This is a genomic window from Methylocystis sp. SB2 (genome assembly GCF_049817085.1).
GTDB lineage: Bacteria > Pseudomonadota > Alphaproteobacteria > Rhizobiales > Beijerinckiaceae > Methylocystis > Methylocystis rosea.
The window spans coordinates 3,365,785-3,379,244 of sequence record NZ_CP187401.1 but is presented as its reverse complement, the minus strand read 5'-3'; the positions used below and the strand labels follow the sequence as shown (position 1 = coordinate 3,379,244).

Annotated in this window: 10 protein-coding genes; 4 read left to right on the top strand and 6 right to left on the bottom strand. The window is 63.1% G+C overall.

Annotated elements, in window-relative coordinates; genetic code table 11:
• Window positions 1–140 precede the first annotated feature (140 nt).
• Window positions 141–2,129: an excinuclease ABC subunit UvrC gene (uvrC, locus tag ACPS74_RS16405; RefSeq protein ID WP_029651201.1), complete on the top strand. Its 1,989-nt coding sequence runs from the start codon at window positions 141–143 to the stop codon at window positions 2,127–2,129.
• 6 nt (window positions 2,130–2,135) lie between these two features.
• On the opposite strand, the gene ACPS74_RS16400 is transcribed toward uvrC, so the two are convergent.
• Both ACPS74_RS16400 and ACPS74_RS16395 read right to left on the bottom strand, forming a co-directional pair.
• Window positions 2,136–4,013 (bottom strand): potassium transporter Kup, encoded by a 1,878-nt coding sequence (locus ACPS74_RS16400; RefSeq protein ID WP_029651202.1) that lies wholly within the window; start codon window positions 4,011–4,013, stop codon window positions 2,136–2,138.
• A gap of 344 nt (window positions 4,014–4,357) precedes the next feature.
• A complete protein-coding gene (locus ACPS74_RS16395; protein WP_029651203.1) occupies window positions 4,358–4,771 on the bottom strand; it encodes a lysozyme inhibitor LprI family protein in 414 nt (137 codons plus the stop codon).
• A gap of 57 nt (window positions 4,772–4,828) precedes the next feature.
• Here ACPS74_RS16395 and ACPS74_RS16390 point away from each other — a divergent pair, with 57 nt between their 5' ends.
• The 3 genes from ACPS74_RS16390 to ACPS74_RS16380 all read left to right on the top strand — a co-directional run bounded on the left by ACPS74_RS16390 (window position 4,829) and on the right by ACPS74_RS16380 (window position 9,211).
• On the top strand, window positions 4,829–5,674 hold the full coding sequence (locus ACPS74_RS16390; protein WP_029651204.1) for a YihY/virulence factor BrkB family protein: 846 nt from the start codon (window positions 4,829–4,831) through the stop codon (window positions 5,672–5,674).
• A gap of 81 nt (window positions 5,675–5,755) precedes the next feature.
• Window positions 5,756–8,236 carry an FtsK/SpoIIIE family DNA translocase gene (locus tag ACPS74_RS16385; RefSeq protein ID WP_029651205.1) on the top strand — a complete coding sequence of 827 codons (2,481 nt, stop codon included), beginning with the start codon at window positions 5,756–5,758 and terminating at the stop codon, window positions 8,234–8,236.
• A gap of 69 nt (window positions 8,237–8,305) precedes the next feature.
• Window positions 8,306–9,211: an outer-membrane lipoprotein carrier protein LolA gene (locus tag ACPS74_RS16380; protein WP_029651206.1), complete on the top strand. Its 906-nt coding sequence runs from the start codon at window positions 8,306–8,308 to the stop codon at window positions 9,209–9,211.
• Window positions 9,212–9,300: 89 nt separating this feature from the next.
• Here ACPS74_RS16380 and ACPS74_RS16375 read toward each other — a convergent pair whose 3' ends face one another.
• The 4 genes from ACPS74_RS16375 to sdhA form a co-directional block, all read right to left on the bottom strand.
• Entirely contained in the window at window positions 9,301–10,335 is a 1,035-nt protein-coding gene (locus ACPS74_RS16375) for an aspartate-semialdehyde dehydrogenase (RefSeq protein ID WP_029651207.1), read from the bottom strand.
• A 35-nt stretch (window positions 10,336–10,370) separates the two neighbouring features.
• Window positions 10,371–10,739 carry a hypothetical protein gene (locus tag ACPS74_RS16370; RefSeq protein WP_029651208.1) on the bottom strand — a complete coding sequence of 123 codons (369 nt, stop codon included), beginning with the start codon at window positions 10,737–10,739 and terminating at the stop codon, window positions 10,371–10,373.
• A gap of 70 nt (window positions 10,740–10,809) precedes the next feature.
• On the bottom strand, window positions 10,810–11,598 hold the full coding sequence (locus tag ACPS74_RS16365; RefSeq protein WP_029651209.1) for a succinate dehydrogenase iron-sulfur subunit: 789 nt from the start codon (window positions 11,596–11,598) through the stop codon (window positions 10,810–10,812).
• A 1-nt stretch (window position 11,599) separates the two neighbouring features.
• Entirely contained in the window at window positions 11,600–13,432 is a 1,833-nt protein-coding gene (gene sdhA / locus ACPS74_RS16360; RefSeq protein WP_029651210.1) for a succinate dehydrogenase flavoprotein subunit, read from the bottom strand.
• Window positions 13,433–13,460 lie beyond the last annotated feature (28 nt).

Sequence of the window (13,460 nt, the reverse complement as noted above, 5' to 3'; positions counted from 1 at the left end):
GTGGCCAGACGGTCGGGCGGGCGCAAGGCGGCGCGCCGGGGAAATGCGCCAGGGGTCGAGGTTCTACACAGAACTTTGATCCGGCCGGCCGCCTCCAGCGAGCCTTTCCATCGCGGCCGGCGGCGAATAGATCTAGGTGAATGACCGCTCACGCAAATCCGCGCGATCTTCCCCCTGAAGAAGACGATGTCTTTGATGCGCCCGAGGTCGCGGCGGAGGCAGAGGCGGAGCTGTGCGATTCGGGAGCCGAAGCGCCCGAGACGCCCGAAAGCGTCAAGCGCGGCGTCGACGTCATCAAGAAGCATTGGCGGCACGCGCCGAATGGGCCCGGCGTCTATCGCATGATCGCTGAAAGCGGCGAGGTGCTCTACGTCGGCAAGGCGAAAAACGTGCGCAAGCGCGTCGCGAGCTATACGCGTCTTGCGGGTCATGTGAACCGCATTGCGCGGATGATCTCGGCGACGACGACGATGGTGTTCATCTCGGTCGAGACCGAAACCGACGCGCTACTTTTGGAAGCCAATCTCATCAAGCAGTTGAAGCCGCGCTTCAACGTGCTGATGCGCGACGATAAATCCTTCCCTTACATTCTGATCGCCATGGATCATGACGCGCCGCAGATCCTCAAGCACCGGGGCGCCCGCGCGCGCAAAGGAGACTATTTCGGCCCCTTCGCCAGCGTCTGGGCGGTCAATCGGGCGCTGAACGCGCTGGAACGCGCATTTCTTTTGCGATCCTGCTCGCAAAGCTTTTTCGACAATCGCACGCGTCCGTGCCTCCTCTATCAGATCAAACGCTGTTCGGGCCCGTGCACCGGCGAAATCTCCATGGAGGATTACGCCGAGCTCGTGCGGGAGGCGCGGGATTTCCTCTCCGGCAAAAGTCGCAACGTCCGCGAACAGCTGGCGCGCGAAATGACCGAAGCCTCCGAGCGACTGGAATTCGAGCGCGCGGCGCGGCTGCGCGACCGAATATCGGCGCTTTCAGCCGTTCAAGGCGCGCAGGGGATCAATCCACGCAGCGTCGAAGAAGCCGACGTCTTCGCCATCGCCAAGGACGCCGGACGCTTCTGCGTCGAAGCGTTCTTCTTTCGCGCCTATCAGAACTGGGGCAATCGCTCCTACTTCCCCCGCGCCGACGCAACTCTTTCCGAATCCGAAGTTCTCGACGCCTTTCTCGCGCAGTTTTATCAGGAGCACCCTTCGGCCCCCTGCGTCTTTCTCTCCCATCCGATCGAGGACAGCGCGCTGCTTGAAGAAGTGTTGACCGCGCGGCTCGGCCGCCGCGTCGAAGTGCTCGCGCCGCAGCGCGGCGAGAAGCGCGAACTTGTGGACCACGCGCTTCAGAACGCGCGGCAAGCGCTCGGGCGCAAGCTCGCCGAAGACGCAAGCCAGCAGCGCCTGCTCGGGGCGCTTGGCCAAGCCTTTGGACTCGTCTCGGCGCCGCGGCGTATTGAGGTCTACGACAATTCCCACATCGGCGGCGCGCAGGCGATCGGCGCGATGATCGTCGCGGGGCCTGCAGGATTTATGAAAGCCCACTACCGCACCTTCAACATCAGAAGCGCGGAGATCACGCCGGGGGACGACTTCGGCATGATGCGCGAGGTGCTCACCCGCCGGTTCGCGCGGCTCGCCAAGGATGGCGAAACGGAGCAGGATCGCGAGGCTTTTCCGGCAAAGCCCGATCTCATCCTGATCGACGGCGGACGCGGCCAATTCGACGTGGCGCGCGACGTCTTGCGCGAACTCGGAGTCGAAGGGGTGGCGATCGCGTCGATCGCCAAGGGCGCCGACCGCAACGCCGGGCGCGAGACATTCTTCGTCGAAGGCCGCGAGCCGTTTCGCCTGCCGCCGCATGATCCGGCGCTCTACTTTGTGCAGCGCCTGCGCGACGAAGCGCATCGTTTCGCGATCGGCACGCATCGCGCGCGGCGCAAAAAAGAATTCACCAAGAATCCGCTCGACGAGATCGCCGGCGTCGGACCATCGCGCAAACGCGCGCTGCTCCTGGCGTTTGGGTCGGCGAAAGCGGTGTCAAGGGCGGCGCTTTCGGATCTGGAGAAGGTTCCCGGCGTCAACAAGACGACGGCGCGGCTCGTCTATGAGCATTTCCAGCGCGGAGAATGAAAGCCGTCAAATCTCGACCTGCCCGCCAAGCTCGACGACGCGGCCTGGCGGAATTTGAAAGAACTCAGTCGCGGGAAGAGCGTTGCGGTGGAGAAACTGATAGATCCGCAGCTTAAATCTCCGCCATTTCGAGAGGCCAGCCGGGACGATCGTCAAGCGGCCGACGAAGAACGACGTTTCCATCATGTTGAAGTGAAACGGAACGGAAAGCGACTCGAGAAGCAGCGCGCGCGGAATGTCGGGTTGCTCCATGAAACCATAATGAATGGTAATCGCGTAAACTTCGTCGTCGAGCACCGTTGACTCGACGCGTTGCGAAGGATTAACGCGCGGGATTTGCTCGGTCTCGACGTGCAGCAGCACGATGCGTTCATGCAGAACCTTATTGTGCTTGAGATTGTGCAAGAGCGGAACAGGAACGACGTCGCTGCGACTGGACAAATAAACCGCAGTGCCTTTTACGCGCGGCTTGCCGCGAAATTGCGTAATGAAGCTCGGTATGGGGAGCGTGTCGCGCTCCAACGCGGTGCGCATATCCTTGTAGCCCTCCGCCCAGCAACTCATCAGGAAGTACAAGACCGCGGCGGTCGTGATCGGTATCCATCCGCCATCGAAGAACTTCACCATGTTGGCCGCGACAAAGGAGCCGTCGACAAGGATGAACAGACCTGCAACGACCAGACTCACGGCCAAGCTCCAGCGCCAGATTTCACGCATCGCGAGGAACATCAGGATGCTCGTGAGCAGCATCGTCAACGATACGGCGATTCCGAAAGCCGCCGCGAGATGTTCCGACGACCGAAAGGTGACGGTCAGAACGAGAGTGAGCGCCATCAAGGACCAATTGACAAAACCGACGTAAATCTGACCGTAACTTTCTTCCGATGTCTGCGTGATGTGTATGCGCGGCAGCAACCCAAGCTGGATGGCTTGTCGCGTCATCGAGAAAGCGCCGGTGATAATCGACTGGCTCGCAATTACGGTCGCGACCGTCGCCAGCCCGACGAGCGGCAGTTGCAACGCAGTTGGACAGAGATCGAAAAACGGATTGGGGGATGCCTCGGCAGGGCGATCGACAAGGAGCGCGGTCTGACCGGCGTAATTGAGCAGCAACGCCGGCAGGACGAGGCCATACCATGCGAGTCGGATCGGCCCTCGACCGAAATGCCCCATGTCGGCATAAAGGGCTTCGGCGCCCGTGGCGCACAGGAACACTGCGCCGAGCAACAGAAATCCAGCCATCCCATGCGTCGCGAGATAGTAGAGGCCGATGGTGGGATTGAGCGCCCAGAGCACCTCGGGATGCTTGACGACGCCCCCCAAGCCCAAAGCGCCAATAACAAGGAACCATAGCGTCATGACCGGCCCGAAGAGCTTCGAAATGCGCGCCGTGCCTTGTGATTGCAAGCTGAACAAGCCGATGAGAACCACAACGGACAGCGGCGCGACATAGGGGGCAATCGCAGGGGCCGGCGTCTTCAATCCTTCAAGCGCGCTCAAAACTGAGATCGCCGGCGTGATCGCGCCGTCGCCGAACAGCAGCGCAGCGCCGAGCATTCCGATGGCGATAACGAAGGGGCGGCGCATGTGCTTGACGCCGAGCAGCGACATCAGCGCCAGAATGCCGCCCTCGCCCTCGTTGTCGGCGCGCATGATGACCGCGACATATTTGATCGATGTGATGATAATCAGCGTCCAGACGATCAGCGAGAACATGCCGAGCGCTTCTTCCGGCGTGACGGCGCCGCCGGCCCATTCGACTGCTGTTTTGATCGTATAGAGCGGGCTGGTGCCGATATCGCCATAGACGACGCCCAAAGCGCCAAGAGCGAGCGCTCCAAGGCGAGCGCGATGGCTCTCCGTCGTAGCCGCGCTACCCACCATCAACGCCCCCCAATTTTGGCGATGTCGAATTTGGATCGTAATGAATGTCCAACGTCCGAGCCGAGCGGCGGGACCGAATCGGAGTTCGCCGCTGATACAGGCTAATCAATTCTCTTATAAAGGGACTATTGGAAAAACGGCGCCGAAGACGTTCACGGTGCCTCGACCGCGTCGTCATGAGCGACGCCCGCCTTCAGCAAGGACAATCGCCCGCACAGTGATCGCTAACGGGCGAAGGAGAAACCCTCCACGAAGCGCGTACAGCGTCGATCGCAGCAACGCCCGCGGCGAAATTGGTCTGCGCATGTCGAATCTCGGCTTTTTGCAGGGATTAAGCGGCCACCCTACTGACCGCCGCAGGAGACGTCGCCTTCTTCGCAGGTGAGTTGATGCTGCAACCGTTTCGTCTGCTGCTCGGTCACATCCGCGAGACATTGCGCCGAGACCATGCTGTGAATGCTGCCGTCGATCGTCCCCAGAGTCTCAAAGGCGCATTGCGCATCCCGGTAGGCGATCCAGGATTTTTGCGCCTCCCGTAATTTTGACTGCCCCGCCGCGCTGATCTTTTTCAGCAATTTGGCGTAGACGGCGTTGAGTTTCGCGTCGGCCTGTTTGAAATTCTCTCCCGCGCACAAATTGAGGTCCGTCTGAGAGCCGCGACCGTCGCAGTCCTTGGCGAGCGCACAGTTCATCGAATGCGCCAGAACGACAAAAACCGCGCTGATGGCGGCGGCGCGCCGTAAAGGAAAGCCTCTCATTGGCGGATTCTCCTTGCGCCTTCGCCAATCCCGGTCGGCACGCTATCATGGGTTGTCATGCGAACGCTTTTTCGAATCTTTTATCACGCCTATCTCAAGTTTGACCGCGATGACGGTTGGGCGGTCACGAGCTATATCGCGCTCGCCATCCTGACTTCGATGTTTCCGTTTCTCATCTTTCTGACGGCGCTCGCCGGCTTTTTCGGCTTGGGTCAGGAAGCGGACGCCGCGAGAAAACTGCTCTTCGACACATGGCCCCCGGATGTGGCCGGGCCGATTTCTCGGGAGATCAGCAATGTGCTGACGCAGCCGCGCGGCGGGCTGCTGACGCTGGGCGCGATCTTCGCCATATATTTCTCCTCTACCGGAGTGGAAGCGCTGCGCGTCGCGCTGAACCGCGCCTATGACCTCAAGGATAAGCGCCCCTGGTGGCTGACGCGCCTCGAATCAATTCTTTACGTCTTTCTCGGCGCGGCCGCGCTCCTCGCCGTCGCTATTCTGCTCGTGCTGGGGCCTCTCGCGCGCGCGATCGCCGAACGCTACATCCCCGCCCTCGTGCAGGATCTTCAGCCCCTTTACGCGCCGGTGCGCTATGGCGTCACCACCACCCTGTTGGCCATTGCCCTGTATGCGGCTCATAAATTTTTGCCCGCGGAGCGGCGCAATCTGACCTTCATCGGGCCAGGCATCGCGCTGACGCTGATCGCGTCGCTCGCGCTCGGCGCCGGCTTCGGCGCCTATCTCGCGAGATTCGCCGGCAGCTATGTTTCGACCTACGCCGGCCTCGCCTCGATCGTGATCGCCATCGTTTTTCTTCAGATGCTGGCGGCGATCTTCATCTATGGCGCCGAACTCAATCAGACGGTCGCGGCAGGCGGCGACAGCCCGGAAAACCAGGGTTAAGCGCACCTTAACCGAGATTTTTTACGCTGCCGCATCCGCGCGCCGTTGGCGGCGCTGCGATCAAGCGAGGCTTCTCCTCATATGCGCAGCCATGCAAGGGGCCATTTTACCGAGCAGCTTCGCGAGTTTGCGGCGCGCAGGCTGGCGGAAATCCTGGGCGCCGCCTTGCTCGTGAGCGCCGCCGCGCTCACACTGGCGCTCGTCAGCTGGTCCGCCCGCGATCCTTCGCTCAACCACGCGACCTCGGGCCACGTCCGCAATCTGCTCGGCGGACCGGGCGCGATCGTCTCCGATCTGTTGATGCAGCTCGTCGGCTTCGGCGCCATCGCCGCCATCGTGCCGATCGCCGCCCAGGGATTGCGTCTCATGCGACGGCGCCGAATCGGCCGCGTGATGCTGCGCGTCGGCCTCTGCGTCCTTGGCGTTTTCGCAACCGCCGCGACCGCGTCGCTTCTGCCCGCGACCAACCGCTGGCCGCTGCCCACCGGCCTCGGCGGCGTCGTCGGCGACGCCATCCTGACCGTTCCGCGGCTGATCTTTGCCGGCTCCGGCGTCCTGACCGCGCTCTTTGGCGCCGGCGCCGCTCTCGTCGCGATCCTCGCCGTGACCGGCGCAGCGGGGCTGGGCTTCGAATCCGAAGCGGATATGCGCAGCCGCTCCTCTGAAGATGACGCGAAGATTCGTCCGGGCGCCGACGATGACGACGACGCCGGCGGCGAGCCTGGCGTCGCGTTGATCTCGCTCGGCGCGCTGATTCATCTTGGACTGGCGCTGAAGGCCTGGATGCTCCGCGCCGCCGCAAGATTCAGACGTCGCGCCGCGACGACGGACCGGCCGCCGCCGCCGCGCTATCCGCGCGTCGAGCCGACCTTCGAGGATCTGGACGTTTTTCCCGGCTTTGCGTCGGCGGGAGCACAAGATCTCGACGAGCCGCCCTTTGAACCCGCGGTCTCCCCGCCCGCGCCTGCGCCCCGCAGGCCGCGTGCGCCTGCCCGCGCCGCGCAGCCCCGCTTCAATACGCGCTATGAAACGCCGCCCCTGACCCTTCTCGCCGAGCCGAAGAAGCAGGCGAGCGGCGTCAAGCTCCCGCAGGAGGCGCTCGAGCACAACGCGCGTCTGCTTGAAGGCGTGCTCGAGGATTTTTCCGTCAAGGGCGACATCATCAACGTCCGCCCCGGGCCGGTGGTCACGCTCTATGAGCTGGAGCCGGCGCCCGGCATCAAGAGTTCGCGGGTGATCGGCCTCGCCGACGACATCGCCCGCTCGATGTCCGCCGTCTCCGCCCGCGTCGCCGTCGTGTCGGGGCGCAACGCCATCGGCATCGAACTGCCGAACCAGCGTCGCGAGATGGTCTATTTGCGCGAACTCATCGCCTGCGAGGATTTCGTCCGCTCCAACCACAAGCTCGCCATCGCGCTCGGCAAGACGATCGGCGGCGAGCCGGTGATCGTCGACCTCGCCCGCATGCCGCATCTCTTGGTCGCCGGCACCACCGGCTCCGGCAAGTCGGTCGCGATCAACACCATGATCCTGTCGCTGCTCTATCGGCTGAAGCCCGAAGAGTGCCGGCTCATCATGGTCGATCCGAAGATGCTGGAGCTCTCCGTCTACGACAACATTCCCCATCTGCTGACCCCCGTCGTCACCGACCCGAAAAAGGCGGTCGTGGCGCTCAAATGGGCGGTGCGCGAGATGGAGGATCGCTACAAGAAAATGTCGAAGCTCGGCGTGCGCAACATCGACGGCTACAATGTCCGCGTCGCCGACGCGCAGGCCAAGGGCGAGACGATCACCCGCACGGTGCAGACGGGCTTCGATCGCGAGACCGGCGAGGCGATCTTCGAGCATGAGGAGATGACGCTCTCGACGCTGCCTTATATCGTTGTGATCGTCGACGAGATGGCGGATCTTATGCTCGTCGCCGGCAAGGATATCGAGGGCGCGATCCAGAGACTGGCGCAGATGGCGCGCGCAGCCGGCATCCATCTGATCATGGCGACGCAGCGCCCCTCCGTCGACGTCATCACTGGCACGATCAAGGCGAATTTCCCGACGCGCATCTCCTTCCAGGTGACCTCAAAAATCGACAGCCGCACGATCCTGGGCGAACAAGGCGCTGAGCAGCTGCTCGGCCAGGGCGACATGCTCTACATGGCGGGCGGCGGCCGCATTTCGCGCGTGCACGGGCCTTTCGTGTCCGACCGCGAAGTCGAGGACATCGTCGCCCATGTGAAGACGCAAGGCGCGCCGCAATATCTCGACGCCATCACCGCCGAGGACGATGTTGGCGAAGACGGCGAAGCGCCCCTGCCCGGCTCGATGGACGCGGAGGAAGGCGGCGACCTTTACGACCGCGCCGTCAATATCGTGCTGCGCGACAAGAAGTGCTCGACGAGCTACATCCAGCGCCGCCTCTCGGTCGGCTACAACAAGGCCGCTTCGCTCGTCGAACGCATGGAGCAGGAAGGCGTCGTCTCCGCGCCTAACCACGCCGGAAAGCGCGAAATTCTCGTCGGGGGCGGCATCGATCGCGGCGCCTTCGATATCGAGGCGGCGGAGTAGGCTTCGCCCCCAATTCCGCCAACTTATGCTAGGAAGACGGCGACAGCTTCCTCTGAATCGGAACCCGCCGTGACATACGTTCACTTTGCCGCCCTGCTCGCCGCGCTTTCATTCGCCGACCCGGCCGCCGCTGCGACGATCGCGCGCGCTGCGCCGCCGTCTCAGGGAAGCGTTCCGGCGGTCGCCGAGAATAAAGCAGCGGAGGCGAAGCCCGCCCAAGCCAGTCCCGCGGAAGCGAGGTCGAAATCGGCTGAGGTCAAGCCTGAGGACGAGAAGAGCGTCGACCCCAAGGCGGCGACGGTGAAGCCCGCGCCTGCCAAGCCCGGCGAGGCGAAGCCTGCGGACCCCTCGTCAGCCGGGAAGAAGGGTGCCAAGCCATCCGCGCAGGGGCCCTCCCCCTCCTCTGCCGCCGCCACGATCGCGCCGCCGCCCGCGCCGGAGCCGGAGAAGCCGCTCACCCGCGCCGAAGCGCTCAAGCGCGCCAACGCATTTTTCAACGCTTCGCCGGTGATGACCGCCGATTTCGTGCAGATCGGCGGCGACGGCAAGCGTTCGGAAGGCAAGCTTCACGTTCAGCGCGCCGGCCGCGTGCGTTTCGAATACGCGCAGCCGGCGACGATGGAAGTCGTGGCCGATGGCGCGCAGGTCGCGGTGCGCGACCGTAAGCTCAACACGCAGGATCTCTACTTCATCACCCAGACGCCGCTCAAATTCCTGATGAAGGACAAGATCGACCTCGAAAAGGATGTCATCGTCGAGGATGTGAAGATCGACGATTCCGGCGTCACCATCGCTATTGAGGATAAGGCGACCTTCGGCGGCACGTCGCACGTGCGTCTGATCTTCGACCCCAAGACCTTCAAATTGAAGCAGTGGGAGGTGAAGGACCCGCAAGGCTATGAGACCTTGATCTCGATCTTCAACATCGACCAGGCGAAAGTGCCAGATCCGACGCTGTTCAAGATCAACAAATGAGCCGTTGCCGTCGGCAATTCGCTTTCGACCGCGATCGCCCACTTGGCGCTGGGCTCGGCCCATTTGGCGATGATGATCGCCTTCGGGCGTTACGCCGCCCTTTTCTTAGGCGCGAGCAGCTTGCGGTTCATCAGGACTTCCGCGATCTGAATGGCGTTGAGCGCCGCGCCCTTGCGCAGATTGTCGGAAACGCACCACAGAACCAGCCCATTATCGACGGTCGGGTCGGTGCGGATGCGCGAGACATAGGTGGCGTCTTCGCCCGCCGCTTCATGCGGCGTGATGTAGCCGCCGGCTTCGTGCTTGTCGATCACCAGCACGCCGGGCGCCGCGCGCAAAATATCGCGCGCCTCGTCCGCCGAAATCGGCTTTTCGAATTCGATGTTCACCGCCTCCGAATGGCCGATGAAGACCGGCACGCGCACGCAGGTGGCGACAAGCTTGATCTTGGGATCTAGAATCTTCTTTGTCTCCGCGACCATCTTCCACTCTTCCTTGGTGAAGCCGTCCTCCATGAAGACGTCGATCTGCGGAATGAGATTGAAGGCGATGCGCTTGGGAAATTTCTTCGCTTCGACGGGGTTGGCGACGAACACCGAACGGGTCTGCGCGAAGAGTTCGTCCATGCCCTCCTTGCCCGCGCCGGAGACCGATTGATAGGTCGAGACGACGACGCGCTTGATCGTCGCCGCGTCGTGCAAAGGCTTCAGCGCGACGACGAGCTGCGCCGTCGAGCAGTTCGGATTGGCGATGATGTTCTTTTTGGAAAATCCCGCCGCGGCGGCGGCGTTCACTTCCGGCACGACCAACGGCACGTCAGGGTCCATGCGCCAGGCCGAAGAATTGTCGATGACGACGCAGCCCTGCGCGCCGATCCTGGGCGCCCATTCCTTCGCGACGGCGCCGCCCGCCGACATGAGACAAATATCGACGTCGGAGAAATCGTAGGAGTCGAGCACCTTGCACTTCAGCGTCCTGTCGCCGAAGGAGACCTCCGTGCCAATCGAGCGCGGCGACGCCAGCGCAACGACCTCCGAAACGGGGAAGCGGCGCTCGGCGAGAATGTCGAGCATCTCGCGGCCTACGTTGCCCGTAGCGCCGACGACCGCAACCTTATACGCCATGATCAACTCCAGCCGGCAATCCCGGCGCTAAGATTTCAGAAGGGGAGACCGACCGACATATTTCCCGACGGCGAAACGCCAATGGGCAATTTCCCGTTCGGCGAACTCGGCGTCTCGTCTTCCTTCTGCTTTCCTCCGGGGGGCGCCGCCTTGCCGGTGGACCAACCCTCAAGCTCGCCAAACTGGCGGCTGCCGCCGCCGCCCTGCTGCTGCTGGCCGGCGCCGGCGCGCGGGGCTTGCTGCGCCTTCGCTTTCTTGGCCTTCGGCTGCGTCGTGACAGAACCCGAAGCGTCCAGCGCTCCGGGATCGACCTGAAGCTGCTGCGCCGAGGCGGCCCGAGGGCCGGCGATCAGGCAGGCGGCGATGAGAAGAGAAGCGCAACTACGACGAGCGCTGGTCGACATGACGCAGATCTCCCAAGACGTTTGGTCCGTCCTAAACCGGCGGCGCGGCGGGATCAAGGCGGCCCCGCGCTCAGCGCGACTCCGCTTCGTCCTGGGCGATGGCCATGTTTTTGAGTTCCGCGATCGCCTTGGCCGGCGACAGACCCTTCGGGCAGACCTGGGTGCAATTCATGATCGTGTGGCAGCGGTAGAGACGGAAGATGTCGTCGACATAGGAGACGCGATCCTCCGTCGCGTCATCGCGCGAGTCCTGCACCCAGCGGAACGCCTGCAGCAGCGCCGCGGGACCCAGGAAACGATCGGCGTTCCACCAATAGCTCGGACAGGCCGTCGAGCAGCAGGCGCACAGGATGCATTCGTAGAGCCCGTCGAGCTTGGCGCGCTGCTCCGGCGACTGCAGCCGTTCTTTCTCGGGGTCTGGTCCGGCGCGCAGCCAGGGCTGAATCGCCGCATATTGCTCATAGAAGATCGTCAGATCCGGGACCAAATCCTTCACCACCGCCATATGCGGCAGCGGATAGATTTTGATCGCGCCGTCGATCTCATCCATGCCCTTGGTGCAGGCGAGCGTGTTCAGGCCGCCGATATTCATCGAGCACGAGCCGCAGATGCCTTCGCGGCAGGACCGACGGAAGGCCAGCGTCGGGTCGATCCGGTTCTTGATCCAGATCAGCGCGTCGAGAACCATCGGCCCGCAGTCATCGGCGTCGATGAAATAAGTGTCGATGCGCGGATTGGCGCCGTCGTCAGGATCCCATCGATAGATGCGCAATTCGCGCAGGCGCTCGGCCCCTTCCGGCTTCGGCCAGGTTTTGCCTTCGGCGACGACAGAATTCTTGGGGAGGGCGAATTCGACCATCTTAATACACCCGCGCCTTCGGCTCGATGTAGGCGACCTCATTCGTCATCGTGTAGCTGTGCACCGGGCGATAATCGATCGAGGTGGTCTTCCTCTCGCGATCGATCGTCGCGAGCGTATGCTTCATCCAGTTTTTGTCATCGCGATTCGGGAAATCCTCGCGCGCATGCGCGCCGCGCGATTCGGTGCGGTTGGCGGCGCTTTCCATCGTCGTGACGGCCTGCACGATAAGGTTGTCGTATTCCAGCGTCTCGACGAGATCGGAGTTCCAAATCAGCGAGCGATCGGTGATCTTGACGTCGGCGCCGTCGCGCCAGACGGCGTTGATCTGTTCGACGCCCTCGGCGAGAACCTCGCCGGTGCGATAGACGGCGCAGTGCGACTGCATCGTGCGCTGCATCCTGTCGCGCAATGTGGCTGTCGATGTCCCGCCGTTGGCGTTGCGGAAAAAATCGAGGCGCGACAGCGCGAGATCGGCCGAATTCGCGGGGAGTTCCGGCTGCGTATCGTTGGGCTTGATGAGTTCGGCGGCGCGCTGCGCCGCAGCGCGGCCGAAGACGACGAGATCAATAAGCGAATTCGAGCCGAGGCGATTGGCGCCGTGCACGGAAACGCAGGCCGCTTCGCCGAGCGCCATCAGACCTGGCACCACCTCGTCGGGATTGCCGTCGCGCTTGCGCAACGCCTCGCCGTGATAATTCGTCGGTATGCCGCCCATGTTGTAATGCACGGTTGGAATGATCGGAATCGGCTGGCGCGTCACGTCGACGCCGGCGAAAATTTTCGCGCTTTCTGAGATGCCAGGCAGCCGCTCATGCAGAATCTGCGGATCGAGATGCTCGAGATGCAGATAGGCGTGATCCTGATTCTTGCCGACGCCGCGGCCTTCGCGAACCTCGACGGTGATGGCGCGCGAAACCATGTCGCGCGGCGCGAGATCCTTCACTGAAGGCGCGTAGCGCTCCATGAAGCGCTCGCCTTCGCTGTTTGTCAGATAACCGCCTTCGCCGCGCGCGCCTTCGGTGATCAGGCAGCCCGCGCCATAGATGCCGGTCGGATGAAACTGGACGAACTCCATGTCCTGCAGCGGCAGCCCCGCGCGCAGCACCATGGCGTTGCCGTCGCCGGTGCAGGTGTGGGCAGACGTCGCCGAGAGATAGGCGCGGCCATAGCCGCCGGTCGCGAGCACGGTGAGCGCGGCGCGAAAACGATGGATCGTTCCGTCATCGATCTTCAGGCACACGACGCCCCGACAGGCGCCGTCCTGATCCATGATGAGGTCGAGCGCGAAAAATTCGACGAAGAACTTCGTGTCGAGCTTCAGCGCCTGGCCATACATCGTATGGAGCATCGCGTGGCCGGTGCGATCGGCGGCCGCGCATGTGCGCTGCGCCGGCGGGCCGTTGCCGAAGTCCGTCGTCATCCCGCCGAACGGACGCTGGTAGATCGTCCCTTCGATGGTGCGCGAGAAGGGGACGCCCCAATGCTCCAGCTCATAAACGGCGGGCGGGGCGTTGCGGCACATATATTCGATGGCGTCCTGGTCGCCGAGCCAGTCGGAGCCCTTGACGGTGTCGTACATGTGCCATTTCCAATTGTCCGGCCCCATGTTGCCGAGCGCGGCGGCGATGCCGCCCTGCGCCGCCACGGTATGCGAGCGGGTTGGAAAGACCTTGGTGACGCAGGCGACGTTCAGTCCAGCCTCGGCGCAGCCGACGACGGCGCGAAGGCCTGATCCGCCTGCGCCGACGACGACGACGTCAAAGGTGTGGTCGACGATCGCATAGGCGCGACCGCCCACCGACACATTTGATGCAGGACCCTTTGCAACCATTGATCAAGCCTTCTCGAATCTCATTCGC